Genomic DNA, 25,512 nt, shown 5'->3' on the forward strand with positions numbered 1-25,512 from the left:
TCAGTTGAATTGATTGAGCTCGCCAAAGTTGAGGGGGAAGGGGTTCCAGCGGATGACCGGGCCCTGAAGGAAGTTGCCCAGGAGGACAGTCCGGCCGAGGTGCTCGAAGTCGAAGGATGCGGCCACCGGGAACGAGGCCACTTGATTGCTCTGCACCGTGGAGCGGGACGCCGCCAGATGGACGGTGACGGAGTCGGACTGCAGGATCGTGTCGCCGACGGTGGGGCCACCGGCGGCGGGGTTGGCCAGGTGCAGACATTGATTGTCCGAGAAGGTCACCCAATTGAAGCCGAAGCTCAGCTGCTCGCTCACCGGCAGCCGGAGCACCGAGACCAGCGCCTGGGGCGCTGGCCCGACGAAGGAGTTGCCTTCTACCAGGGCCCTGCCGAAGCCGATGACCAGGTCGTTGGTGGTGTAGATGGGGGCCCCCAGCAGCACCAGCGCCCGGTGGTCGAAGGCCAGCCCCAGCTGTTGAGAGTTGGTGTATTGGATGCGGTTGTCCTGCACGGTGCAGGTCATGGCCCACAACACCACCCCCCCGACGGCCTGGGAGAGGACGACCTCACCGTTGGGCGAGATGCCCGTATCGAGGACCTCGCAGTTCTGGAAGTGCACCTGTCCGGCGGGGTCGTCGCACAGCGCGGCGACGCCCACCGCGGGCAGGCCCGAGGGCTGATAGGAGCAGGCGGTGAAGCGGTTGCCCTGGAGGGTGGTCTGTCCGCTCAGCAGGATGCCGGCGAAGCCCGGTCCGGCCTGATCCGCCACCTCGTTGCCGGCCACCCACAGGGTGTCCTCGTCGAGGGCGACGACCCCGGTCCAGCCCGTCTGCAGCCGGTTCTGCTCCAGCCGGTTGCCGCTGCCTCCATAGGTCGTCAATCCGAAAGTGCATTGTTCGAGGCGGTTCCCCGTCACCGTGGCTCCCGCCGCGCTGAACAGGACGATGCCCGCCCGCAGCGCCTGAGCGTCGCTGAACAGCCGGTTGTCCCGTACCTCGACATCGTCGGCGCCGTGAATCCAGATGCCGTCGAAGGCACCTTCCAACCGATTGCCGACGACCACCGCTCCTTCCCCGAAGCCCTCGTCGGGCGTTCCCTCGTAGCCCACCAGCACGGCCAGGGCGAAGGCTGCCAGGTCTCCGCCGGAGGATTCTTGGGGTCCCCACAGCAGGTTGTTCTCCAGCCGACCACGGCGCCCGGTGAGGCGGATGCCGCCGTGGCGCGGCGAGGGGCAGCCGATGCGGTTGTCGCGCACCACGCAACCGCTGCCCGCCACGTCGATGGCGAAGGCCTTGATGCCGAGGTCCCCCAGCTCGCTGCTGCGTCGGATGCGGTTGCCGGCGATGATCGAGCCGCCGCCGGTGTGCTGAGGAGCCTCGGACACCGGGGCTTTGTCCAGACGCACCGCCAGGACATAGCCCTCGATGCGGTTGTCCTCGATGATGCAGGGCCCGTAGGCGTCTTCGATGAGAATGCCGATCCAGCCCCGATCCTCCTGGTCGTCCGGGGGCATGGAGAGGCCGCAGCGGCGGATGGCCACGTGAGTGGAGTCGGTGTCCAGCCAGATTCCGACGAAGACGTTCTCCACTCGGCAGTCTTCGATGCGCAGATCGATGCCGCGGCCGATGCGCAGACCCACCGCGCCGGAGGGTTCGGAGACCGCGGCTCGACAGCCGATGAGCTGCGCTCCGTCGGTGCTTTCCAGGTCGACCAAGGGCAGCAGGGCGAGGGAGTCGGCGTCCTGCGGCGGGACCTCCAGCAGGAAGTCGATGCCGGCGATCTCGATGCCCTCCAGGTAGGGCCCTGGTGTGCCGGTGCGCAGCAGCGGCAGCGCCTCGGCGGAGCGCACCACGGTGCCGGCGCTCTCGCCGTGGAGGGTGACGTTGCTGCGGCCGATGATCACCGTCTCGGTGAGGGTGTGGATCCCGGCCTTGAGACAAACGCAGCCCCCCGCCGCCGGCAGCGAGTCGATGGCCGCCTGAATGAGGTCGGTGCCCGGTTCCACCACCACCGTGCAGCAGCCCTCGCCGCTCTCCAGCTCGGTGAGGGGGCAGAAGACGGGCCGGCAGTCCTCCGGCGTGCCGACCCAGGAGCCGCCGGCGAAATCCGCCAGCGCCAGCCGGCAATAGTGGTGCTGCACGCCCGCCGGGCTCAGCGATGCCGGAGCGCCTGCCTCCTCGGGCCATTCGATGTCGCCAGTGAACTCGCCGATGAAGGCCCGGGCGGGGATCCACCACCAGTCGCCGGTGCGGTAGGTGCCGGGGGCAAAATCCACTTGGATGCCGCTCTCCAGGGCGGTCCAGCTGTCGTCATCGTCGTTGGGAGCCTGGACGATGGGCAAGGCACCGCCGGCGCCCCGCATGTCCCAGCGCCGCACCTTGGGATGGCGGTCCGCCGGTCCCGGGGCACCGGGAGCGGCGCTCAAGGGTAGGGTGTTGTCGATGGGCTGGCCGGCGATGCGGAGAAGCTGACCGTGCTCTCCGTTGAGCTCGTCGCGGTCGTCTCCCACCTCGACCCAATCATTCTGAGCAAAGCCCAAGAGCTCGTCCCGCCCGAGGCTCTTCACCGTCACCTGCTGGCCGTTGGTGTCGAGCCAGGAGGTGACCACCGTGCCGTTCTCCCGTGACCACTTGAAGGTGGGTTGGGGACCGGCGCCACCGAGCTCGCCGCCGCGATGCACCTCCACCCGGTAGAGCTGGTTCTCCAGCCGCGTGTAGCCGGCGGATTCGGGGACCACGCAAGGCCCGCCCTCGTCCCCGGGGCGGGTGCGGGCACGCATGCGGCCGGTGGGGGCGGCGGTGACCCGATCCCACGCCGCCAGCTCGTCCTCGCACTCGGAGCCGTCGGGAACCCGTACCCACTTGACCTGGGCCACGGTGCGGGTGCGGGTGGTGGTATCCGGTCCGCCGAGGGCGGTCTCGCGGATCTCTTCGTCCTCCAGCGCCGTCACGTGCTGTTCCCACACGTCGAGGTAGATCAGGTAGCGACTGCTCTGGTCCGGATCCTGGTACGCGGGAAAGTCTTCCTGAGCGGTGAGAGGCAGGACGCTCTCTCCCTCCGGAGCCGTCGCTTCGCAGAGGATGCCGTTGACCCAGATGCGGCCCGGGGTCACCGTCAGATCGCCGCCGTCGTTCTCGACCTTGAAGCCACCGCCGTGCTCGTCCTTGGGGGCGCCGCAGCGGCCGATGATGTCGGAGAAGCCCTGCTCGCGCAGCCGGTCCCCGATGTCGATCTGCTCGTTCCAGTCGGCGTCCAGCTGCACGCGTCCCTGCTGCATGCGGACGCTGCTATAGCCCTTGGCGGGCTTGAAGGTGGAGCGGGTGAAATCGCCTTTCATGGTCGTTCCCTTCAGGTGACGTAGAAAATGCCGGCCTCCAGGCCGACGGGGAGATATTCATCGAGGCGGGTGCGCAGGTTGTCTTCCCGCTGGGGTGTCCGAAGAGGCTGGTAGACGCCCATCTCCGACTCGTCGTCGGCGCCCCGCAGGATTTCCTCGGGGCCGCGCCAATGCAGCTGGCAGTAGGCCGGGTGGCCATAGGCCAGAGAGGTGAAGATGGGCCGCACCTGGGCGGTGAGGAGCTCGCCCTGGGCGGCGGTGACTCCCTCCGGCAGCTCCGGCTGGCATCGGAAGCGTCGCGGCACCCGCGAGCCATAGGGCACGAAGGAGAACCGGACGCAGCCCTGCTGGCGGCGCTGAGCGGTGACCGGGCCGAGGAAGAGGGTGTTCTCCCCCAGGGTGAGCTGGCGGGTGCTCACGGTGCCCACCACCGTGCACTGGGAGATGGACACCGGACCACCGAAGTCCGCCCCGGCGGCCCCGCCGTAGGCCGGAGCCTCGGGGTTCCCGGCGTCGAGGATCGACCCCACCAACCGCACTTCGGTTTCGTCGGCGGTTTCCACCGCGCCGAGGATCGAATCCTCCACCAGCACCTCGCTCTGGCCGCCGGGGACCACCAGGCTGGCGGCGCCGGGGTCCGTCGGCAGTCCGTCGTCGCCGAAGCCGAGACCCGGCACCAGGGTCGAGTGGCGCAGGGTCAGGCGATCCAGGTTGCCACCGGCGTGGAGAGCGCCGCCGGCGATCACCAGGCCGTTGATCTCGAAGGCGCTGCCGGCTCCGCCGGTGACGTTGAGATCGCCGGCGAGGAGGAGGGTGGGGCGCTGGCCCTCGGCGGCGCGAATCTCCAGGCGGCGGCCGGCGGGGATGGCGGCGGTGGGGGTTTGGCGGTAGGTGCGGCTGTCGTGGATCTCGATGACCGCGGAGGGGCGCCCGGCGGCGATCCAGCCGCCCAGGGCGGCGTCCGGGGAGGCGAAGGCCTGTCCTTCCCCCACCGTCAGCACCACCTCGCCATCGATTTGGGTGAAGCTCTCGCTGCGCGGGTAGGGGCCGCCCCCCAGGTCCGCTGGGAAGCCGTAGGCGTAGGTCACCTGCACTCCGTCCAGAGCATCCGCCGGCTCCTCACCCTCGGGGAAGACCAGGCGTCCCAACACCGGGTCGATGCCCACGGTGCCGGCCTCCGGGTCGCGGCCCCACTGCTCCAGATTGCACGCTCCCAGTGCGGCGGTTTCCACCGGCGTACCGTCCTTGAACACACGCAGACTGCCGGCGGCACCGGTGAACGGCTCCGGTCTGTGGTGCAGGGCCCGGCGGCGGATGGGGGTGGGGACGTTGACCTCTTCGGCGACGTGCTCCGGTCCGGTTTCGGTGAGGGACAGGTGGAAGAGGGGGGCGTCGTGACCCAGGGCGCTGAAGGTGAAGCAGCGCCCCGCCTTCCCTGGCACCGCGACGGGATGGGCAGTGACCCGGGCCAGGGGATAGGCTTCCAGCCGCCACAGCCACAGCCCCACCGAGGGAATGTTGTAGCGCCCGCGGCGGGGCGGTGCGCGGCGGACCTCGGCGGTGTGGGCGACGCGGTCGAAGGGGCCGTCGAGGTGCTCCAGGGGATCCGCCCGCCGCAGATCCGGCGTGCGGTGGTTGGTGGGGCGCAGGTGGTTGAGAAATTGCGTCGTGGACAGCAGCTGGAAATACTCCACCACCCGCGCAGCGGGCCAGCCGGTGACGTCCCGGGCCAGCTGCTCGAGGACCGCCGCAGTACCCTTGCGCCGACGGTAGCCGATGGTGTGGGCGACCTCGGCGCGCTGGGATTCGCCGGTGGGGGCCAGGGGTCGCACGCCGATGAGATCGCCGAGGTAGGGCACCGCCCATTCGCTGCAGGTTTCGACGAACCAATTCTCGTACAGGCCGGCGATATCCGCTTCGACGACCTGCGCCTCCCGCGCCAGCAGCGCTACCAGATCGCGCAGGGGATAACCCTGCTCGGCGTCGCGCTGGCGATAGACGGCGGGAAGGAGGCTGTAGAGCCGTTCCGTGGTGTAGAAGCTCATGGCATCTCCTCCAGGGTGATTCCTTGAGGTGCCAGGGTGAGGAGCTGAGCACCGAGAATGGGGCGTTCTCCGGCGCCCGGCACCGCCGTGCCTAGGCGCGCCGGCAGCGCCAGCAGGCGTCCTCCTCCGCCGAGACCCCCGGAAGGACCGCTGAGCGGCGGATCGTGGCGAAGGTCTTCCAGGTCCACCGCCACCACTCCCGGGACTCCCTGGGCCGCCGCCACCACGTCGCTGGCGGCGACGGGCTGCACCAGCTCCCGGGCCGAGAACGAGAAGCCCTCCTCGAGAGCCTCCCGGACGGCGCCGTGGACGACCTCCGGCAGGTGGTCGGCATGCACCTTGACCCGCAGCCGGGTGGCAAAGACCAGACCTTCGAAGGGGCTGATGACCAGCGGCTGGAAAGGGTCCCGCAGGCCGTTCATGGCCTCCCGCAGGGTGGTGAGGAGCTCGGCGTCCTCTTCCAGGACGGTGCCGTCGGCGCTGGCGATGGTGACGTGGACCACCCGCTGCCGGCCGTCCCACAGCCAGTCGGACCGCGCCTTGCCGACGCCGGAAAAGCTGCGGGCGAAGCTCTGGAAGTCCTCCAAGGAAACGATGCGGTCGAGGGTGAGCACCGTCAGCGGGGCATTGCGGCGGGCGCCGTCGCGGCTTTCCGGATCCTCGGCGCCGCGGGCGGGGACCGGATTGGTGACCCCGGTGACCCCCAGCGGCCGGGTGGCGAGCATGCTGATGCGGCCGGCGTCCAGGTGTCCGCCGAGGCCGATGCCGCTGCGGTAGACGGCGGTGATGTTCTCCACGCCGGTGGGCAGCCGGGCGCCGCGGCGTCCGTCGCCGAAGAGCACCCGGGTGGTGCCGTCGTCCTCCCGGCGCAGGACGTAGCTGCGGTCCCGGGCACCGAGGCGGTAGAGATCCGGCGACTCGTGCCAGCGCACGCCGTTGACCCGCACCTCCAGCGTGCTCTCGCCGCCGCTGGCGGTGGCGGCGGAGGTGTAGGTCAGCGGTTTGTGCTTGAGGGCGAAGCGCTGGAAGGGTTGGGAGGCGTCGCCGCTACCCAGCACCTCCCGGCGGCTTTCGCCGTGGGTGGCGCGGGCGAGGTTGGCGTTGAGGGTCACCGTGGTGCGCAGGTAGCGGTGCTCCAGCTCCTCGGTGAACTGCAGCCGAGTGATGCCGCGGGTCATCACATGCCGCACCTCCGCGAGCACCCGGACCTCCGTCTCCTCGACTCCCGGAAGGTCGGCGCGTTCACCGGTGAGGGCCACCCGCTGGCCATTTTCGAGCCCCAGGGCGTAGCCGTCGAGATCGACGGAGAGACCCTCCACGTCGTCCTCCACGGGGACCTCCGCAAGCTCCAGACGCTGACTGGCGCCGTAGGCGGTGGCGGTGCGGAACTCGAAGATGGCGAGGCCACTCTTGGTATCGAGCTTCAGTCGCGTGGCCTTGCCCGAAAGCCCGAAGTCCGAGTGGGATTGCTCGTTGACGCTCTCCACTTTGTATCCCCGCGCCGTGCTGGTGCTCGCCTCCTCGAAGACCACCCAGCTGCCGGGGAGGATCTTCGGCTGCCCTTGATCGAGGTAGACCACGCGCTCGCTGGAATCGATGAATCCTCCCTGGCTCCTGCGATTGATGTCCTGTCGGTGACCCTCTCTCCAACGGCGGGGGTAGGGCGCGGCGGGGTTCTTCCTCCTATTGCGCCAATCCTCCGGCAGCGAGCCCCAGCGCGGCGCGTTGTGGCCGAAGAAGCTTGCTTTGAGGGGCAGGGCGTAGATCTCCAAGGCGGTGGACGGGCCCGGCCGCGGGCGCTCGTCGAGATAGTCCGCCAGCTGGGTCTCGTTCCAGCCCAGGCGTTCCAGCCGCGCCGCCAGCTCGGCGCCGGTCCAAGAGCCCTGGGAGGTGATGTGGGTGGAGACGTTGGCGTGGTCGAAGGGGAGGGGCCCTGACGGAGGAGGATTCCAGGCCACCGGCACCCCTAGATAGGCGGGGTTGATCACCGTGCCGGAGGGATCCACCGGCAGCACCGTCACCTCGGTGCGCCCCGCATCCTGGGACGCCGGCGGAGGCTGGATCTCCCGCACCGTCATCACCCGCAGCGCCTCCCGCTGGTCTCCCTGCACCGCCAGCAGCCGCTGGCCCGCTTCGAGGCCCAGCCCGGTGCCTTGGAAGGCCAGCTCCCGGATCGGCCCCTGGATCCACTGGGTCTCCTTCTGTCGCGGCAGAAGCGCGTTCCAGTCGGCGCGGGCGGTGATGACCTCGACGGTCTCGAAGCTTTGGGGCAGCTCGTCCTGGCCCGGGATGCTCTGGGCGCGGGTGCCCACGGGGATGAAGGCCTCGGGCGGAGAGCCTTCCGAGTCGTCGGCATCGAAGGCCAGATAGGTGCCGGCGGCGACCCCGGGGCGCAGCTCGTAGCCGATGGCTCGGGCGAGCTCCAGCAGCGAACGGCGCTCGGCGGCGGTGCGCAGGTAGCCTTCGTTGGCCAGCCGCTCCTGGTAGAAGGTGAGGACGTCCAACAGCGTCGCCCAGCCGTCCAGGAGGGCGACGGTGAGGTCGTCGTCGCGGCGGGTGGTGAGGCTGCGCAGCGCCGGGTGGCCGGAGACCCCGGACAGCATGGATGCTTTGAAGCGGCCGTGGGTGCCCACCCGGTAGTCGAGGGCGGCGAGTCCGGGGCGGTTGTCGATCACCACCGGTGTGCGATGGGCGAGCCCGTCACAGCAAGAGCAGCGGGTCCGCAGGCGGTCGAGGTCGCTCATGCTCCGCCTCCCAGCCGGAAGACGAGCCGGCCGTTCTCCGGGAAGTTGGGGTCATTGTCCAGCTGGGCGATCTCCAGCCGGCCGATGTCGAGCACTCCTTCGCCGATCTCCCCCTCCGGTGGCCGGCCCCAGCGCCGGAAGCGGCGCACCGTCACCGACGCCACGCCTTCCACGGCGCTCGCCGCCGCCACGATGGGGGAGAGGTAGACCGGCTGTTGGAAGGTCCAGGCGTCGGGATGGAAGAAGCCCCGCCGTCCGTCTGGCAGCAGGCGGTTGCTGAATACCCGCCGCAGCTCCCGCCCGACGTCGGTGCGCAAGTAGCCGTCCCGCAGGCAGATGCCCAGCTCCACGTCCAGCGGCACGAAGCGCGGGCCGTCCACTTCCAGGTCGTAGCCGGCGAGGCGGAAGAAGCCCAGATGCTCCCTCAGCCGATCCTCGAAGGCGCTGTCCACCGCCAGCCCGCCCTTGCGGTCCACGGTGACGAAGACCGTGTACCAGCTGCCGGTCCAGCGGAAGGTGGCGGCGGCGCGATCCACCTCCGGATGGCGCTCGGAGACCTCGGCATAGTCCGCCGCGGTGACCGCCCGCAGCTGTTTGCGGAAGGCTTGGGGGGCGTATTGGCGCACATCCTCCAGGGGCTCCGGCGCCTGGCCTCCGGCTGCCGGCAGCGGGTTGCGCACGCCGCGGATGCCGCCCTGGGTGGTGACCACCTGAGTCAGGGCGTCGGCCCCCAGATTGCCCACCAGGCCGTTGCCGGCGCGGTAGCGGGGGGAGAAGACGGTGCCGGGCAGCGGTCGCCGGCCGTGCTCTCCATCGCCGAAGCGCAGCCGGGCGCGGCGATCCTCTTCCATCTCCACCACCAGCTCGCGGGCGAAGGCGCCGCTCTCCAGCAGGTCTCGCCGGGGCTGCCAGACTTCGCCGTCGGCCACCAAGCGCAGTTGGGGCTTCGCCTCCGCCGGCCCGAAGTCCGCCAGAGTCACCGCCGGGGCCAGCACCGCCGGCGGATCAGGGTCCTCCGGGTGCGAGAAATAATCCCCCGGCAGGGCGGCGGCGAAGGTCAGGGCGGGCTCCTCCAGCACCGGCCGGTAGGGCGGAGCGCCCTCGGCATCGTCCTCGGGAACCGGGGGCAGGTCCGTGCCCTGGAGGCTATGGCCGTGATCCGCCGGCACCAGATTGCCGCGGGCGACGCTCACCCCTTCGAGGTAGCGGCTGCCGTGGGCGGCGTCGGTGCGGCCGGAGATACAGAGGGGGAAGGGCAGGGCGTCCGCCGCGTCCCAGGTCACCTCCACCACCTCGGTGCCGTCCAGGGGGTCGACTCCCTGCACCGCCCCGGTGAGGCGGACGATGTGGCGGTGGGCCGGATCGGCGTCGGCGGCAGCGCCGGTATCCGGACCGAGGATCTCTTCGAAGAGGAGGAAATCCCCTTCTCCCAGCCCGGAGTCCAGGCCTTCATCGCTCAGCGGCGGCCCCTGCAGCCGGTGGCTGCGCCGGCTCGGTTCCGGGTCGTCCGCGGTGGGCGCCTTGACACCCCGCGTCGGCAGCGGTCCCAGGAGCGTCGCCGCCGTCGCCCCCACCGGCAGGCAGCACTCGCGGTCGCTCCAGGTGTAGAGGTGGATCTCCCCCAGCTCGGGGTGCAGCTCCAAGTCCGCCAGGGTCTCGAAGATCACCGCCCCGGCACCGGCAGCGGCGTTCAGCTGCGCCGGCGGCAAAGTCGCACCCTCTGCCGTCACGGAACGGGTGAGCACCGCCGTGCCCGCGGTGCCGGCGTCGAGGTTGGCCCCGGGGAGCACCGCCCCGGCGGCCCCGGCGCCGACGTCGAAGGCGACGAAGGTGCGGGCGTTGACCCCCTCGTGGAGGAAATAGTCGGTGAGGCGGGCGTGGCGACGTACGGAGGCGCGGCGGCGGGCGGTGCCCAGATAGGCCTCGGTGGCCACCGCGTCCTGGAAGTAGGAGAGGCGGTCGCCGACGTAGGCCATGAGCTCCACCAGGGCCACCCCCAGATCCGCCGGATTGCGCTCCTGCCACTCCGGCGCCGTCACCGACAGGCGGTCGAAGAGCAGGCGGCGGAAGCTGCCGTAATCCTTCGCCAGGTAGTCGATGGGTGGTTCGGTGAGCTCCTCCGGCGGGCAGGGATCGTCGCTCTTGCAGTCGAAGTCCGACGGGCACTCCACCTTGAAGGAGAAGTCCACCGCCGACAGCCGGGGATCGAAGCCCGCCACCGGCGGTACCTCGCCGGTGACCGGCTCCACCAGCACCAGGCGATAGCGGGAGAAGTCGCCCCGGGCGGAGGTGCGCACCATCAGAATCTGCTGGGGCTCGGCCTCGGCGGCGAAGTGGGCGGCGAGGAAATTCTTCTCCTGGTTCGTCACCAGCGACCCGGGAGCGCCGGCGACGTCCGGCAGAGGCATGGCCCACAGGGCCTCGATGGCGGTGACCCGCACGCCTCCCTCGATGCGCACGTTCTCGGCGCTGAGGGCCGGCACCGGGCCGTCCAGAAGGCGCACCGCCAGGAGCTTCTGGGCCAGCGCGTCCGGCGCCTCGGTGTCCAGCACCTCGAGGAAGTCGATGCCGTCGATGCCCGGCGTTGCCCGCACCCGGGCACGCCGTTCCTCGTCTCCGCAGTAGTAGCGTGCGGCCATGGTCTAGGCTCCCAGCTCCAGCTCGGCGCTGTGCTCCTCGCCGGAAGGCAGCAGACGGTAGCGGACGGTGAGCCGCAGGGTCTCCTCTTCGGCCACCACCGCCACGCCCCGCACCTCGATGCGGTTGCCCAGCCATTGGGCCAGGGCCGCCTGCAGGGTGAATTGAAGCGACGCTGCCAGCTCGCTACTGGCGGGGGCGAAGAGCAGCTGCTGAACGCCGCTGCCGAAGTCAGGGCGGTTGACCCGCTCCCCGGGACTGGTGAACAGGAGCTGCTCGATGAGGTCCCGAACGTGGTCCGCCTCGCCGGTGACGGCGGTACGGCCTCCGGAGCCGATGCGGTAGGGATAGTCCAGATTCATCATGGGTTCCTCGTCGTCTGGAGCCTCATTGCCCGGTGACCCGGGTTTGGGTCACCGTCACGATCACCGGCGTACCGGTGGGAGCGCACACCGCCTGGCTGTCGAGCAGCAACAGCGGCTGGCCATTGGAGGTGACGCGGGTGGCGGAGGAGACGAATTGAGCGGTGACGCAGGGGCCGTTGGCTGCCGGCGGCGGCGGCAGAGCGCAGCCCGCCACCGCCCAGGGCGGCCCCAGGGCGACGGTGGGCTGGCCGCTCACCAGCACCCGCGGATTGGGCACCGTGGGCTGGACCTGGCCGCCGTGGGAGCACAGCACCGTGGCGCCGACATGAAGCAAGAATCCGGGCATCGTCGTTCCTCCTAGAGCTCTCCTAGATCACCAGGGCCTCTTAGATCACCACCAGGGCGCCGTTGTTGATGGTGACGGTGGGGCCGGTCATCACCAGGGACGCGCCCTTGCCGTTTTGGATGTAGATGCCGGTGTCGTTGACGATGAGGGTGGCGCCGGTGGTGCTCTTGAGCATGATGCCGCCGGTGGGTCCCGGCAGGTCGCTCACCACCATGCCGTTGCCGAGGGTGGTCTGGAGGGTCAGGGCCGGCACCGCCGGGGGCACCGTCAAGGCCAGCGCCGGCACCTCCGCGGGGGAGCCCCAGAACCCACCGACCCAGATGGGGAAGTCCGGGTCCCCCTGCTCGAACTCCACCCACACCCCGGCGCCGATGGGGGGCACGGTGAACAGGCCGTTCTGGATCCCCGCCGCCGGCAGGCAGGGCATCGCCCAGGTGGACGGCACAAGCGCCGAGACGTCCGGCACCTGTGCCTGGATGCGCCCCTGCTGCATGGGGTCGACGTTGTTGAGCACGGTGCCGCGATATTTGCCGTAGTACTTTTTTTCTTCGCTCATGCCGGTACCTTGGGGAGGGTCGAGATCAATCCGTTGCGGGTGAGGGTGAAGTCTTGTTTGTACTCGCCGCGCTGGAGGCGGTGGGTAACGCTGGAGACGTAGTACAGGCCGTTGAAGGCGGTGCCGGCACCGCGCACGCCCACCAGCCGCCGGGCCTTGAGCACCCGGCCGTAACGCAGCACGTCCAGACTGCCGCTGCCCTGCACCACGTCGGCGGATTCGGCGGCCCGGGTGAGGCCGATGGAGGCGGCGCGCATCGGCGGCATGCGGGCGGTGCCGGAGAGCATCTCCAGCCGTTTGGGCAGCGGCTGCACCAGGCCCAGGGGCGGATTCAGCGGGCCGATGTCGGGCACCGGGATGGGGATGGGGATCTTGGTCAGCTGGTTGTGGACGAAGAGCACCGGCAGGCTCTTCTCCTCGGTGTTCAAGGAGAAGGACAGGGATTCGACGTTGGTGTGGGCGTCCATGTCGGTGTTCAGGGCCGGCTGGGGCGGCCCCACCTTCACCAGCGGACCCCAATAGGCGAAGCTGGTGCCCGGCGCCGGTCCCGGCTCGAGGTAGAAGACGTAGCCCACCTCCTCGGCCAGCTGCTTGATGTACGCGAGGTCCGTGCCTTGCTGGGCGGGGATGCGCTCCACTGGGATGGGCACGTCGGTGAGGATCGGCGGAATCACCAGGGGAACGACGCCGAAGGCGGCATACTTGGCCAGCATCAGCGCCACCCGCGCCATGGCGGGCATGGCGGGGTAGGGCAGGCCGTCGAGCTCGATGTAGTCCATCACCCGGGAGAGGTCTTCGCCGCGCACCGTCAGGGTCGGCCGACTCTCGCCGGATCCAGGAGAGAGCTCGGTCTCGGTGACCACCCCGTCGATGAGCACCTCCGGCAGCCCTCCCAAGGTGGCCACCAGCACCACTCGCAGCAGCGGCGGCACGGCGCCGCCGGAGATCAGGAAGATGGTTTCCAGAGGGGACTTTTTCTCCAGCGAGAAGCGCAGATCGAAGACGCTGGGGCCGGTGGTGGGCACTCGCACTTCGACCTCCGTCAGGGCTTCCACCACGGACCGAGGCGCCGGCACCGGCACCGCCGGTCCGATCATCAAGGTGAGGTTGATGCCCTGGAGCATGGTCTTCTACTCCTGGGGAGTCCCGGGAACGCCTTCCGGCAGGGTGATGCGCAGCTTGCGGCCCACGGGCTGTTCCAGCTCTTCCGGCTGGAGCTCCCGGTGGGCGTCGGCGATGCGCCAGAATTGCTCCGCATCCCCCAAGTACCGGTGGGCGAGAAGATCCAGCCGGTCTCCTTCCTCGACCCGGTGGGTGCCGATGTTGGAGAAGCGCTCCGGCGCTGGGACGAAGCGGCGTTCGAGGTAGACCACCGGATCAGCGCCTGCGGTATCGGAAGCGTCCCCCGGCCGCGTCGCCTGTGGTCGCTCCAGGGTGCGGGTCCCGAGACCGTGGTAGCGGCTGGTGGGAGGGAAGAGGGTGGCTTCCAGGCCCAGGGGCTGGAGGAGCTTTTCCAACGGGTCGCTCATGGGATGCCTCCCAGGCCGAGGGCGCCCAGCGCCGCCGAGGCGGCCCGGTCCGCCAGTCGTTCCTTGGCTTGATGGTGGACGATGAACAGGCTGCCGCCCTTGTGGTCGAAGCCCAGGTCGTCGACGGTGAGCACCCGCAGCCCCAACGAGACCTTGGCCCGCAGCGGGTTGAGGTTGGGGTCGAAGGCCTCCTCGGTGATGGAGAAGCTGGTCAGGCGCACCGGCAGCACCCGTTCCTTGCCCCAGACGAAGAGGGTCAGAGGAGCCTGCATGGGAGCAATCTCCAGCGTTCCCGCCGCCGCCATGGCGTCGTTGGCCAGCAGATCGGCGCTGCGCGGGTAGATCATGATCTCCAGCGCCGCCAGCTGGGGATGAATCCCCACCTCGCCGGCGGTGGCGTCGCCGATCTCCAGCTGGTCGGTGGCGTCGATCTCCGCCTCCAGGGTGAAGGTCTCCACCGGCGGCCCGGTGAGGCGCAGGGCCTCGGAGCGGTTGCCAGCTCCTTCGCCGCCCAGGCTCTTGACCTCCAGGCTGCGCGACAGGGTCACCGGGTTGTATTGCAGCGCGATGACCCGCAGCACCGCGGAGCTGCCGGGATCGATGAGCACCAGGCCGCCTTTGAGCAGCTTGGGGGAGCCGGGGAAGGTGGTCACTTGCCCTCCTCCGGGATGGTCAGGACCTGGCCCTCACGGATCCTGTCGGGATCCTCGAGCTTGTTGGCGTCGACGATGGATTTCTCGCTGACCCCGAAGCGCTTGGCGAGGACGCTGACCTTGTCGTCTTTTTTGACCGTGTACTGGAACGCCTTCTTGGTGGGACGGGCGGATTTTTCCTCTTCCTTCTTCTCTGGCTTCTTTTCTGGGGCTTTTTCTTCTTTCTTCTTTTCCGGGGTCTCGGCTTCGGGCTTTGGCTGTTGCTTGGGGGCTGGGGCAGGTGGGATGGTCAGAACCTGGCCTTCCTGGATGGAGTGCCGGTCTTCCAGGTCGTTGGCTTCGACGATGGCGTCCTCGGTGACGCCGAACTTCTTCGCGATCTTGCTGACGCTATCCCGTGCCTCGACGGTGTAGGTGGTGCCCGTCGCGGTACCTCCGGCGCTTCCGGAGCCACACTTGTTGGATGCGGTTCCCTTGCCGCTCTTGACGACTTCGATGGAGGTCCAATTGCTCGCCGATCCATCGTGGATCTTCTTCGCCTTGTCGCAGCGGACCCGGACGCAGCCATGGGATTTCAGCCCCTTCCCTACAGGTTGTGAATTGTGGAAGCCGAATTCCATGCCGCTGCTCTTGAAGGCGGTGAACCAGGCCATGTTGTATCGCTTCCAGCTGGTGTGCTTTTCGCCGCACTTCTTGCCGACCACATCTTTGCCTTGAGGCGTTGCACTCTGGTTGGGAGTGCACTCGAAGGACTCCTTGCTGCCACAGGTCGTATTGGGTTTCCCATTCTTGAAGATGTCGACCTGGCGGGCGCTGAGGCGGACTCGGATATGGCTGATGTTGTCGCTGCCGGACGCTGCTTTCATGCTGCAGCCGTCGCGCTTGACCTTCTTGCTCTTGCAGAGCTTGCCGGCCTTGATCTGCTTGACGCAGTGGCTCGGACAATAGGAACGCTGGACGGTTGTCTTTGAGCCCCGACGGGACTGCTGCAGCGTGTGGGTGAGCTCGTGGGCCAGTAGTTTTCTGCCCTGTGAGGTTCCCGGTCGGTAGGAGCCCTGGGCAAAGAAAATATTTTGTCCATGGGTGAAAGCCCGGGCTCGGATCGATTGGGCGGCGGCATGGGAAGAGGAGTCGTTGTGGACCCGAACCCTCGAGAAGTCGTGGCCGAAACGACTCTCCATGAAGCCACGAGTTCCGGCATCCAAAGCTTGCCCGCCACCGCTTCCGCCGAGGGCTCGCTGGAGACTTTCTTGTCTCGACCCTCGGGGAGCCGGCGCTCCCGGTTCGAGCTGCGGGCTGACATTCGATTCCTCCATCTCGCGGGCGTTCTCTTCCGTATTCGGCACGCCCTCTTCTTCCTCTTCCTCGGCTGGAAGGGGTGAGTCCTCTTGCCGGGACAGGCCCTGGAAGGTCTTGCCTTGACCGATGCTTGGTGCGGCTGGGGCGATGGATCCGGAGTCTGCGGGCATTCGCATGACTTGATCGGCGACTCGGTCGGCCTCGCGCTCCGAGGGATCCGACGGAGAGCTGATGCGAATCCCGTGGGCACGGCCGGTGAGATCGCCGCTGCCCGAGGAGGCTTTGCGTTGCAGCTTCTTCTTGTTGCATTCCTCGCACTCCCCGCCCGGCCCGCCGCTGCCGCCGCAGTCGCATTGGCGCTCGACCAAGGACGGCGTGACGGAGAGCACGGGAGTCGGCGAGGGGGAGGGCTCGCTGCGGGCTTCCAGGCTGGCGGAGTGGGGTCGGTGGCTCACGGGTTGCCCCCTCCCGAGTTGCTGGGGGTGGAGGTAGGAGTGGAGCCGGAGGGCGCGCTCAAGGCGGAGCGGAACTTCCAGATGTGCAGCGTGGCGGCCCACTGCTTGCCCTCGGCGTTCTTGTCGTTCCACCACTCGTTGGTCTTCTCGTTGATGAATTCGTCGAAGCCGGCCTTCTCGTAGCGCCGGAAGCCAGACTCCGAGCCGCTGGCCTGGTGGAAGTCGTCACCGGGATCGATGCTCCACTGGTCGGCCCAATAGACCTGAACGCTGTTGCCGCGCTTTTCCACCAGCACCGTGACGCTGTGGTAGCCGTTGAACACCGCCATCCCGAAGACGTGCCAGCCGTCCTGATTGCCCACCATGCCCATGATGGTGTCCCAGGCGCTCTGCTTCATGGCAGTGGGCTCTTTGACGCCGTTGGCACCGTCGAATTTGATCTTGGCGCTTTGGGTGGCCAGCCCCAGCTGGGCCATCACCTTCCCCACCTCGGTCATCTTCAGCTTGAGCCCCTTGAGCTTGCCCAGCTCCGCCTTGACGCTGGCGGCGAGGGTGGGGTCGGCGGCGAAGAGCTTAGGCGCCATCTCGCGCACGATGAGGATGCAGTTGAGGCGGTTGGTGGCCTCGGCGTTGGACTTGAAGCGCTTCTGCAGGGCGACGATCTCCTTGCCGGCGAAGGTCTCGCCGCTGGTGTCCTCCTGGGGGCCCTGGATCGCTGTCTGGCGGTTCTTTGCCAGCTCGTCGAGAGCATCCTGCTCGGCGCCCTGGAAGGCACCGTCGAGCTTGTCCTTGCCCACTTCGGAGAAGATCCGGGCCAGCTCGTGGGAGGTGGCGCCGCGGAGCAGGGTGAGGATGGCGTTCTCGTCGTCGTCGCCGGTGTAGCCCAGGAGCATCTCGCGGATGAGCAGAATCTTGCGCTCCACCGACAGGATGTAATTGGCGTCGCCCTTGGCCCAGTGGCCCACCACTTCCCGAGCCATGTTGTCGCTCGCCATGGTGTCCATGGGCTTTTTCTTGTCGTCCAGGTAGGTCAAATAGTCCTGGAGCTGCTGCTCGCTGAAGGTGCCGCCGCCGAAGAAGCGGGCCAGCCATTCCCCGGCGGTCAGCCGCTGCACTGCCGCCGGATGAGCCCGTTGACCGCGGGCTGAGGGCTTTCCGGTGGGAGCCGCCGGCTCTGGAGCCTTTTTCCCGAGCTGGGCCCCTTGTTCCTCCGCTTGCCTTTCGTCGGGGCCGTGATCCGGAGCCACCGGCAGGCGCTCGGGGGTGGAGCTGCCGCGGCCCAGCGGGCGCTGCTGGGTGACGTGGGCCAGCTCGTGGGCCAGCACGCCGCGGCCCTCGGGGGTCTGGGGCCGGTACTCTCCCCGGCCGAAGACGATCTTCTCGCCCACGGTGTAGGCGCGGGCGGACACGGAACGGGCGGAAGCCGCCGCCGGGGCGTCGGTGTGGACGCGCACCTTGCTGAAGTCATGCCCCAGCCGCTGCTCCATGGGGCGCCGCACTCCCTCGTCCAGGGGCTGGCCGGAGGATTGGAGCACGCGATGGACGCTGGGCGGCGCCAGCTCCGGGGCGCGGCGGCCGGTGCTCTTGCGCTGGAGCTTCTCCTCTTGGCATTGCTGGCATTCTCCGGAAGGCCCCGCACCGGCCCCGCAGCTGCATTTCCTCTGAAGCAAGGCTGAAGTGGTGGCGCTGGGGGAGCTGTTTCCCGCACCGCTGCGCTGCTGGGTGACGGCGGTTTTCACGAGCCCATCCTCCGCAGGACCTGGCCGGCCACGGCGCGGCCGGTAGCCTCCGGCGCCGCTTTCGGGGCGAGGGTGACGGAGCCGGCGTCGAGGCGTGGGATGAGGCGCTCCGGCGAGCTTTGGGAGCCCTCCGCGCCGGCGGCCTCCACCGCCGCCGCGAGCCCCTTCGGCAGTCCCCCTTCGGCGAGGCGGCGGGTCAGCTCCTCCTGGAGCGCCGCAGCCACGGCACGCCGCTCATGGGGCTCGAAGCCTTCGAGCACCAGCCGCTGGATGTGCAGCTCGATCTTCATCGCTGAGGTGTCCTCATTCCTGGGCTCTCCTCATTCCTCTTCCTCCTGTTGCTCATCGGTTTCCGAGGAGGTCGAGGTCGTCTCCAATTCCCGGCGGTGGGTGCGGTAGCGGCGCATCACTCGGTCGCGGTAGTTGTCGCGCACCTCCCGGCCGTTGCTGGCGGTGCGGGCGTCGCCGTTGTAGTTCCGCACCGCGGTGGCCCAGTCCCGGCTGCCCTCGTATTTATGGAACAGCCAGCGAATACCCGCGGCGATTTGCACCGCCGGGTTGGCGAAGGTGGTGTCGTCGATGCCGGAGATTCCCGCCGGCAGCTGGGGAACCCCCTCGCCTCCTCGCTCCAGCTCGCCGCTGGCAGTGAAGGATCCCTGCCGGGAGGCTCGGAGCATGCCGGTCAGGCCCCGGGCTCCGGACCGGGGATTGACCGCCTCGGGATTGAACCGCGACTCCTCCATCATGAGGGCTTTGAACAGGTCCGGGTCCAGGGGGTTGGGGCGGCCGCGGCGGTCTCGGGGATCGAAGAGCTGGTTGTAGTAGCGGGTCCAGTAGACGATTTGCTGGTCGAAGCGATTGGCGTCCTCGTGGGTACCCTCGGTCGTCGGGTCTTCCCACTCGTAGATCTCCGCGCTGGAGGTGGTGCCGCGGGTGACCTCGGGCAGGTCGACGGCGGAGACCGTCTCGGTACTGAGGGTCAGGTCCGTGAGGTAGTCGTCGGTGGCGGCGAGGAGCAGCATCGCTTCCGGCGGCGGTCCGGTGAGCAGGGTCCCCCGGCTCTGCTGCCTTAGCTCGGCGGGGGTGAGGGGGTCCGCCGCGGGGCTGAACTGACCCTCGGGGTAGAGCTCGGACTCGACGTAGATCTCCAGATGGTCCAGGGCATAGCGTCGTACCGCCCCCTCCACTCGCCGCAGATGGGCGTGGCGGGCGTGGCGGGGGTGGCGGAGGCCGTAGGCCGGGAGGATCAGCTGGGTGAAGGTGCGGGCCCAATTCTGGCCTCCATGCCGAACGCAGAAATCCGCCATGGGGTAGGCATGGCGCCGCAGATAGGCTAGGTAATCGCGGCCGATGGAGGTGTCGGCGTGTACGTGGCGGTAGAGGATGTTGGAGAACTCCGATGAAGGTCGCCCGGTGTGGATCACGCCGCTCTCTTCGAGCAGAGTGGTGAGCTCATCGTCGCTTCCGGGTGGAACCCCGGGAAGCTCATGGCAGGTGGGATCCGGCGGTACCGGTGTGCCCCGTTCGCGCTGCAGCCGCGGCGCGGACGAGAGCACCGGCAGCGGTTCGACGCGGCGCGCCGCCACCCTGCCGCCGGCGACCCGCCGGGCCTGCGCTTCGGCACCGTCCTGTGCGCCGTCTTGGCCGTCGAAGGGCAGCGAGCTCCCTGGCCGCCATTCCCTGAAGCCCTGCTGCACGGCGTGGGTGAGCTCGTGGGCCAGCAGGCTACGCCCTTCCGGGCTTCGCGGGCGGTAGTGCTCCGGCGCGAAGACCAGATGGCGCCCGACGGCGAAGGCCCTGGCGCCGACTTCGTTGGCCGAGGCTGCAGCCCGGCGATCGGCATGGATGCGGACCGCGCTGAGGTCGCGCTGGAAGAGCTTCTCCATGGTGCGCCGCGAACCCGCTTCCATGGGCTTGCCGCCGTCGCTCACGGCCCTGTCCACCGCTGCCACCGTCGCCGCCTCGGCGCCGCCGGCTCCTTCGCTGGCTCCTCCGCTGGGGCTCCCGCTGCCGGGCTCGCCGCCGCTGTCGTAGGCTCGGGCCGAAGCCAGCCGCTGCAGCCGGCAGTCCTCGCACTCCGCGTCCGGCCCGGCGGCGCCGCCACACTTGCACGACCGCTGGGCCAGTTGGGGGCTGGCGGTCCCGGGGCCAGCTGAGCTGGTCCGGGAAGCGACGGCGAGAACGGGGGCGGAGTGGGTCATGACGACCATCCTCGAAGCTCGGCCTCGCTGAGGGGTTTCTCCAGCTTCAGATACTCAAGCTCCGCGGAACGCCGTACATCCGCCATGCTCACCGAGCGTTCCGCCTCGGCGGCGCGGAAGGCGGCGCCCAGGGCGATGTTGCGGATGTTGCCGCCGGCGACGCCGAGCTGGCCCAGGCGCCGGAGGTCGAGACCCTCGGTGGGGGTCTGCGGTGGAAAGATGCGGCGCCAGATCTCGCTGCGGGCTGCGGCGTCGGGGAAGGGGAACTCCACCACGAACCGCAGCCGGCGTAGGAAGGCATGGTCCAGGGAGCTCTTGCGGTTGGAGGTGAGGATGGCCAGCCCGCCGTAGGCTTCCATGCGCTGGAGTAGGTAGCTGACCTCGATGTTGGCGTAGCGGTCGTGGCTGTCCTTGACCTCGCTGCGCTTGCCGAAGAGGGCGTCGGCCTCGTCGAAGAGGAGGATGGCTCCGCCGGCTTCTGCGGCGTCGAAGACCCGGCGCAGATTCTTCTCCGTCTCGCCGATATATTTGCTGATGATCGCCGCCAAGTCGATGCGGTAAAGGTCCAGCTGCAGCTCGTTGGCCAGCACCTCCGCCGCCATGGTCTTGCCGGTGCCGCTGGTGCCGGCGAACAGAGCGCCGATACCCAGTCCGCGGTTGCTGCGGGCGCCGAAGCCCCACTGCTCGTAGACCGTGGCGCGCTGGCGGGCGTGGACGGCGATCTGGCGCAGGGCCGCGAGCTGGTGCTCCGGCAGGACGATGTCGTCCCAGGTGGCCAAGGGAGGAATGCGCTGGGCCAGGTGGCCGAGGGCCGGCCGCGCCTGGCGGCGGCTGGCTTTCCACAGGGCGGTGGCGAGGGCTTCGGTGTCCTCGCCGGTTTCCTCCCCCTCCCCCGCCACCTCGCCGAGAGCTTCCTCGGTAGCGGCCACCAGGGAGGTGAGGCCGAGACGGAATTGAGCGGCGAGCTTCTCCAGCTGGCCGTCGAGGTTGTACGCGCGCTGCGGCCCCAGCACCTCGCGCCATAGTTCCAGCTGCTCCGTCGCCGCCGGCAGCTCCAGAGAGAAGCTGAGCACCGGCCGCCCGGTTCCCCGCAAGCGCTCCCGGGTGCCGACGAAGACCGGTCCGCGGACGCCGTCCAGCAGTCGCTGCAAGGCTCCGAGCCTTTGCTGATCTTCCTCGTCACCGTCTCCGACTTCGAGATACAGAGCGCTGCTGGAGAGGGCCGACTCCCGCTGCCACAGGCGCATCAGGCCCTCCAGCTCGGTAGCGCCGGTGGGGAGGAAGGAGACCAGGGCCTGGTGCAGCCCCAAGCCCAGCTCGTCGCATACCGCTGCGGCGAGGGCGCGCCGAGCCTGCTTGCCGGGGCCGCTGAGCTCCACCACCGGCAGGGTCTGGCCGGTGCCGGCGGAGCGGGTCCAGACGGCGGCGATGCGCTGAGCCAGCCGAGCTTGGGAGGAGGTGATGTCCAGCCCGCCGTTCACCGGCTCGACCCAGCCCCGCAGACGCTCGTCGAGGTAATCCACCCCCGTCAGGTAGTGCAGGATGCGCTCGTCGATGCGTAGGCTTCCGCCGGTGAGGGGGGCGATGCCGCGCTCACCGGAGATCTCCAGCATGCGCCAGCGGCGTAGCGGGCCTTCGGGGCTGAGGGCGCTCCAGTGGCCGTCTTCGAGCCGCTCGAGAGCGAAGCTGAAAGTGATGGTGGGCTCGCCCCTATCCCGAGCCTCGCCACGGAGCTCGGTGAGGGTGTTGGCGAAGGAGGTCTCCAGCTCGGGCCCCGCCACCAGCAGGAGCAGGTCTCCCTCGAAGGGCGAAAGACCGAACGTTTCCTGCAAAGCCAGGAGCGCCGGTGGCCGCTCCATCCCTTCCGCCAGAGACCGGAGTCTGCCGTCCTCGCCGTCTACGCCGTCCTCGCCGTCCACGGGCGCCGCTCCCTTCCCCTGCAACTGTCGCCGCAGACGGGCCAGGGCCGCCTGCAGGTAGTGCCGGTTGGCGTCGGTCCAGGTGAGGGGCTTGCTCATGGCAGGGTGATCCTCGGCTCGACATATTGCTGGACGTTGGGGGTCTGGGGCAGAGAACCCAGGGTCGGCAGGCTCTCGGCGCCGTCCACCTGCACTCGCACCAGATAGTCGTCGGGGCGCACCCGGCTGACGGCAATGGTCAGCTGGGCGGTGCTCTCCGGCTCTCCCTCGACGTCTCGGGACGGTGCCTCGAAGCTGTAGGCCCGAGGCGGCCGGTCCGGGGGCGGCGCCGGCGGCGAGGAGACCATCAACTCGTTGAGCACCAGCACCACTCGCTGGCGTTTGCCCACCGGCGGCTCGAGGGTCAGCTCGATGTCGGCGGAGTGAGTGTTGTCGTCATCGTCTTCGACATTGTCGGTGGCGACGGCGGTGATGCGCGGGCGCAAGACGAAGGGGGCGACGTTGGATTCCACATCCCGCACCGCCACCGGTGGCTCGCCCCGCAGCCGCTCGTGCACCACCTGGACTCCCACCACCCCGGCGCGCAGGCTTTCCTCGGGCACCGGCGGGGCGGTCAGGGGGACCTCGATTTCCGTGTCCCCGGGGTCCGCCGGGGGCGGCGCCAGGCGCCGGCCGCCGACGGTGACGTGGGTGACCTCGCCCCGCAGCTGCCGGCCGCGGAGGGTCACGGTGCTGCCGGCGACCAGCGGCTCCCCGGCTCCGGCGGCGGGGACCACGGCCTCGATGAGGGGCCGGCGGAAGGGGTCGACGAAGAGGGTGCGGCCGTCGTGCACCTCGCCGGGCTCGGGGCCGGGGACCGGTCCATGCACCGGCAGCGCCGTCTGGGGCGCTGCCCGCCGCGGCTCCAGCAACACCACCGAGGCCTCGTAGGCCACCGACAGGGCGTAGGGCACCTGGAAGAAGACCGACCACAGCTTGGAGAGCTCTTCCAGCTCCAGCGCCAGCGGGGTGAGCTTGACCAGGTCCACCTCCTCCACCAGGTCGCTCTGGGCGAGGAAAGGCTTGCTCACCTGTTGGGTTTGGATCACCCGGCGGATCAAATCCCGGTCCAGCACCGGCCGGGCTTCGAGCTCCGCCACCGCCGCCCCCAGCAGGCGCTCCGCGACCTGGCGGCTGGAGTCGCCGGCGAAGGTCAGGAGATAGCGCAGGGTGAGGGCGGTTTGGGGAGTGCGCACCAGTGCGCCACCGCTGCTGCGGGTGGGCATGGCCTGGTTGCGCAGCGACGGATGGGGCATCACCTGGTAGAGGAAGAGGCTGACATGCCCCTGACCGTCGCCGTCGTCCACCTCGTCCGGGCGCAGGATGGAAACGTTCACCTGCACTTCCGGAACGGCGTCGGTGGTGCCCTCGTCGAGGATCGAGCGCAGCACCTCGGAGACCGTGGCGACGGCGAGGAAGTTGCTCATCCTCGCCCTCCCCGGCGCTTCTGATAGTCGGCGAGACTGGTGCGGGGTTTGGCCAGGGGGCGGGGTGCCGGCCTCTGGGGCTGGGCCTGGGGCTGGGGTGTGACCGCGCGGACTTCTAGACTGCCGATGGTCACCCGCACGACGGTTTCCGTCCTGGGAGCTTCGGTTCTGGAAACCTCACGCTGGGTTGAGGCGCCCTTTGGTGCGAGAGATCCTGCCGGATGCCCCCCGGAGTCTTCCGCGCCGGGCTCTTTGGGCTGATCTTCGGACCCCGAGCTCTGCCGCTCCCGAGCCGCGGCAGGTACCAAGGGCTCGGGGATCCGCGGGCCCGGATCGCTGTCGCTACGCTGAGCCTCGGCGCTCCCGGAGGTCGCCCGGGGCCTTGGCGAGGAGGCTTCCACCGGAGGCTGGGCAGCGGGTTCCGCTTCCGATGTTCTCGCCCGCGGTTGTGCGGCCTTCGGCAGCAAGGGCGGTGGCTGTGCGGCCGGCGGCGCATCGGGAGCTGGCCCGGCACTAGCGCCCTCGGAATTCGAGGCGGCAGCGCGGTTCGTCGCCCTCTCCCGCCGCGGTCTTGGCTGAATGGGGGCTGCCGCTGCCTGGGATTCCTCGCCGCCGGTGACGGTGGCGGCGGAGCTCTTCGGAGGCCTCTGGGGCCTCGTCGCGTCTCGGCTCCCGGCGGTCGCTTCGACGGTACGCCCTCGCGAGCTGCTGGCGGGGTCCCCTTTCGGCGCTGGTTGCTGCGGTCCTTGGCGAGGGGGCTCGTCGTCCGCGACGGCTCCCCCGCTGAGGTGGCTTTCCTTGAGGCGGCTTCCAGTGAGTCGGTTCCCCTCTTCGAGGCGGCCTCCCTCCTCGAAGAGATACGGCCGGCGGGGGGCCAGGCTCTTCCTGGGGCTCTGCCCTCGGCCGGCGAGGCGTTGGAAGAGGTTGCTCATAGTTCCAGCTGTTCCAAATAGGCGTGCCGCCGCCGAGAGCTCAGGGCGAGAATCTCGGCTTCGCTCCAGCCGTAGGCCCGAGCCAGGCGGTGGATTTGCCGCATCAGCTGGGCGGCGGCGATCTCCAGCTCCGTGGCCAGATAGGCGCCGGGGTCCAGGAGCTGGCGAAAGCGATGGCCGCAGCCGCCGCAATCCAGGTCCAGCCAGAGCTCCAGCCAGGGATCCGCCTCCGTCAGCCGGCGCCCGAGCTCGGTGACTTCGTCCGGTTCCAAAGCGCCAGCGGGAATCGGAGCCCCGTGGCGCCGAGCTTCGAGGACGCAGTGCTCCAGGAGCCGTCGTTCGGGATCCTCACTGCCGATGGCCATCAGGTCGGCGAGGGTGGGTGACCGGCCGCGCAGGCGCAGCGCTGACTCCGCCAGGTCGACGGCCACCTCCCGGCGGGCTGCCGTCGCTTCTTCCGAGGTCTCTGCCGCACTGGCTAGGAGCTCGGTCACGGACAGCCCCATCTCCAACTCTTCCCCACACTCCGGGCAGCTGCTGACCGACTCCAAGCGATCGCCGAAGAGGCGGGCGCGCAGTTGCAGCAGCCGCTGATGGCACTCCCCAAGGGGCAGTGCCGCCAGCTCCTCCGAGGTGTTCTCCGGGTGGGCGGCGCGCAGCAAGGCGAGGCTTCTGCGCGCTCCGCCGGCCCCCGGAGCCCCGGAGCCGCCGCCGCTGGCCTCCCAGAGGTCCAGCAGCTGCGCGTTGGAGATGGCTTCCAGCAACGCTCTACTCCGGTTCGGTGAAGGTCGGCTCGGTCGGCTCGGTGACCTCGACATCGCGGGTCCAGCCCTCGTTCTCCAGCTTCATCATCTCGATGGCGATGGCGTTGCCGCTGGCGTCGAGCTCCGGCAGGGCCTGGAACTCCGACGGCCAGCAGCGGAACACCTTGTAGGCGATGGCCAGCTGGCCGGCCTCGTTGTAGACCTCGATGATCAGGTCCTTACGGAAGTCCTTGAGGGAGACCTCCGAGCCCAGGCCGGCGCCGTAATTCCACACCTTGTTGGCCCATTGCTCGAAGTCCTTGTCGTGGGTGACCCCGCGTTCCAGGGTGATGGCGTCGTATTTGGTCTGCCCCGGCGACTTCAGCACCGTCGACGGATCGCCGCCGGTGCGGTGCTCCACGACATCGGTGCTGCGTTTGAGGGAGCCGACCTTGCTGACCCCGGCGACGTAGCGGCCGTCCCACTTCACGCGGAACTTGAAGTTCTTGTAGGGGTCGAGGCGTTGGGCGTTGACGGTGAATCTCATGGC

At 69.3% G+C, this 25,512-nt stretch carries 18 protein-coding genes; all 18 read right to left on the reverse strand.

The features are described from left to right. Positions 1 to 3,333, reverse strand: coding sequence for a DUF6519 domain-containing protein (locus SX243_03350; GenBank protein MDY7091985.1), 3,333 nt, complete (start codon positions 3,331 to 3,333; stop codon positions 1 to 3). Between the two features lie 11 nt (positions 3,334 to 3,344). After that, positions 3,345 to 5,378, reverse strand: coding sequence for a phage tail protein (locus SX243_03355; protein ID MDY7091986.1), 2,034 nt, complete (start codon positions 5,376 to 5,378; stop codon positions 3,345 to 3,347). Next, positions 5,375 to 8,122 (reverse strand): putative baseplate assembly protein, encoded by a 2,748-nt coding sequence (locus SX243_03360; protein ID MDY7091987.1) that lies wholly within the window; start codon positions 8,120 to 8,122, stop codon positions 5,375 to 5,377. Before SX243_03360 ends, SX243_03355 begins: the two co-directional genes overlap by 4 nt. After that, positions 8,119 to 10,761 (reverse strand): putative baseplate assembly protein, encoded by a 2,643-nt coding sequence (locus tag SX243_03365; protein ID MDY7091988.1) that lies wholly within the window; start codon positions 10,759 to 10,761, stop codon positions 8,119 to 8,121. Before SX243_03365 ends, SX243_03360 begins: the two co-directional genes overlap by 4 nt. 3 nt (positions 10,762 to 10,764) lie before the next feature. Further along, the gene (locus tag SX243_03370; protein MDY7091989.1) at positions 10,765 to 11,121 is read right to left on the reverse strand and encodes a GPW/gp25 family protein; all 357 of its coding nucleotides are present in this window, start codon (positions 11,119 to 11,121) and stop codon (positions 10,765 to 10,767) included. A 25-nt stretch (positions 11,122 to 11,146) separates the two neighbouring features. Further along, positions 11,147 to 11,470 carry a hypothetical protein gene (locus SX243_03375; GenBank protein ID MDY7091990.1) on the reverse strand — a complete coding sequence of 108 codons (324 nt, stop codon included), beginning with the start codon at positions 11,468 to 11,470 and terminating at the stop codon, positions 11,147 to 11,149. A gap of 40 nt (positions 11,471 to 11,510) precedes the next feature. Then, positions 11,511 to 12,026: a phage baseplate assembly protein V gene (locus SX243_03380; protein MDY7091991.1), complete on the reverse strand. Its 516-nt coding sequence runs from the start codon at positions 12,024 to 12,026 to the stop codon at positions 11,511 to 11,513. Next, positions 12,023 to 13,150, reverse strand: a complete 1,128-nt coding sequence (locus SX243_03385; GenBank protein ID MDY7091992.1) for a hypothetical protein — start codon at positions 13,148 to 13,150, stop codon at positions 12,023 to 12,025. Before SX243_03385 ends, SX243_03380 begins: the two co-directional genes overlap by 4 nt. A gap of 6 nt (positions 13,151 to 13,156) precedes the next feature. Then, positions 13,157 to 13,555: a LysM domain-containing protein gene (locus SX243_03390; GenBank protein MDY7091993.1), complete on the reverse strand. Its 399-nt coding sequence runs from the start codon at positions 13,553 to 13,555 to the stop codon at positions 13,157 to 13,159. Continuing rightward, positions 13,552 to 14,208: a hypothetical protein gene (locus SX243_03395; protein ID MDY7091994.1), complete on the reverse strand. Its 657-nt coding sequence runs from the start codon at positions 14,206 to 14,208 to the stop codon at positions 13,552 to 13,554. Before SX243_03395 ends, SX243_03390 begins: the two co-directional genes overlap by 4 nt. Next, a complete protein-coding gene (locus SX243_03400; protein MDY7091995.1) occupies positions 14,205 to 15,677 on the reverse strand; it encodes a DUF4157 domain-containing protein in 1,473 nt (490 codons plus the stop codon). The genes SX243_03395 and SX243_03400 overlap by 4 nt, the downstream gene beginning before the upstream one ends. Before the next feature lie 281 nt (positions 15,678 to 15,958). Beyond that, on the reverse strand, positions 15,959 to 17,701 hold the full coding sequence (locus SX243_03405) for a DUF4157 domain-containing protein (GenBank protein MDY7091996.1): 1,743 nt from the start codon (positions 17,699 to 17,701) through the stop codon (positions 15,959 to 15,961). After that, complete coding sequence (locus SX243_03410; protein ID MDY7091997.1) at positions 17,698 to 17,991, reverse strand: hypothetical protein; 294 nt, start codon at positions 17,989 to 17,991, stop codon at positions 17,698 to 17,700. Before SX243_03410 ends, SX243_03405 begins: the two co-directional genes overlap by 4 nt. Before the next feature lie 30 nt (positions 17,992 to 18,021). Then, positions 18,022 to 19,902: a DUF4157 domain-containing protein gene (locus SX243_03415; GenBank protein MDY7091998.1), complete on the reverse strand. Its 1,881-nt coding sequence runs from the start codon at positions 19,900 to 19,902 to the stop codon at positions 18,022 to 18,024. Next, complete coding sequence (locus tag SX243_03420) at positions 19,899 to 21,920, reverse strand: ATP-binding protein (GenBank protein ID MDY7091999.1); 2,022 nt, start codon at positions 21,918 to 21,920, stop codon at positions 19,899 to 19,901. The genes SX243_03415 and SX243_03420 overlap by 4 nt, the downstream gene beginning before the upstream one ends. Next, positions 21,917 to 23,287: a DUF4255 domain-containing protein gene (locus SX243_03425; protein ID MDY7092000.1), complete on the reverse strand. Its 1,371-nt coding sequence runs from the start codon at positions 23,285 to 23,287 to the stop codon at positions 21,917 to 21,919. Before SX243_03425 ends, SX243_03420 begins: the two co-directional genes overlap by 4 nt. A 928-nt stretch (positions 23,288 to 24,215) precedes the next feature. Further along, positions 24,216 to 24,983 carry a hypothetical protein gene (locus tag SX243_03430; GenBank protein ID MDY7092001.1) on the reverse strand — a complete coding sequence of 256 codons (768 nt, stop codon included), beginning with the start codon at positions 24,981 to 24,983 and terminating at the stop codon, positions 24,216 to 24,218. Positions 24,984 to 24,987: 4 nt separating this feature from the next. Then, on the reverse strand, positions 24,988 to 25,509 hold the full coding sequence (locus SX243_03435) for a phage tail protein (GenBank protein ID MDY7092002.1): 522 nt from the start codon (positions 25,507 to 25,509) through the stop codon (positions 24,988 to 24,990). Positions 25,510 to 25,512 lie beyond the last annotated feature (3 nt).

The sequence above is a fragment of the Acidobacteriota bacterium genome, assembly GCA_034211275.1.
GTDB lineage: Bacteria > Acidobacteriota > Thermoanaerobaculia > Multivoradales > JAHZIX01 > JAGQSE01.

Bases quoted from the DNA above. Each gene is read 5' to 3' on its own strand.
- SX243_03435 (MDY7092002.1), bottom strand. From the start codon at position 25,509: ATGAGATTCACCGTCAACGCCCAACGCCTCGACCCCTACAAGAACTTC.
- SX243_03400 (MDY7091995.1), bottom strand. From the start codon at position 15,677: ATGCCCGCAGACTCCGGATCCATCGCCCCAGCCGCACCAAGCATCGGT.
- SX243_03380 (MDY7091991.1), bottom strand. From the start codon at position 12,026: ATGAGCGAAGAAAAAAAGTACTACGGCAAATATCGCGGCACCGTGCTC.
- SX243_03385 (MDY7091992.1), bottom strand. From the start codon at position 13,150: ATGCTCCAGGGCATCAACCTCACCTTGATGATCGGACCGGCGGTGCCG.
- SX243_03415 (MDY7091998.1), bottom strand. From the start codon at position 19,902: ATGACCCACTCCGCCCCCGTTCTCGCCGTCGCTTCCCGGACCAGCTCA.
- SX243_03410 (MDY7091997.1), bottom strand. From the start codon at position 17,991: ATGAAGATCGAGCTGCACATCCAGCGGCTGGTGCTCGAAGGCTTCGAG.
- SX243_03370 (MDY7091989.1), bottom strand. From the start codon at position 11,121: ATGAATCTGGACTATCCCTACCGCATCGGCTCCGGAGGCCGTACCGCC.
- SX243_03420 (MDY7091999.1), bottom strand. From the start codon at position 21,920: ATGAGCAAGCCCCTCACCTGGACCGACGCCAACCGGCACTACCTGCAG.
- SX243_03375 (MDY7091990.1), bottom strand. From the start codon at position 11,470: ATGCCCGGATTCTTGCTTCATGTCGGCGCCACGGTGCTGTGCTCCCAC.
- SX243_03360 (MDY7091987.1), bottom strand. From the start codon at position 8,122: ATGAGCGACCTCGACCGCCTGCGGACCCGCTGCTCTTGCTGTGACGGG.
- SX243_03365 (MDY7091988.1), bottom strand. From the start codon at position 10,761: ATGGCCGCACGCTACTACTGCGGAGACGAGGAACGGCGTGCCCGGGTG.
- SX243_03425 (MDY7092000.1), bottom strand. From the start codon at position 23,287: ATGAGCAACTTCCTCGCCGTCGCCACGGTCTCCGAGGTGCTGCGCTCG.
- SX243_03355 (MDY7091986.1), bottom strand. From the start codon at position 5,378: ATGAGCTTCTACACCACGGAACGGCTCTACAGCCTCCTTCCCGCCGTC.
- SX243_03350 (MDY7091985.1), bottom strand. From the start codon at position 3,333: ATGAAAGGCGATTTCACCCGCTCCACCTTCAAGCCCGCCAAGGGCTAT.
- SX243_03390 (MDY7091993.1), bottom strand. From the start codon at position 13,555: ATGAGCGACCCGTTGGAAAAGCTCCTCCAGCCCCTGGGCCTGGAAGCC.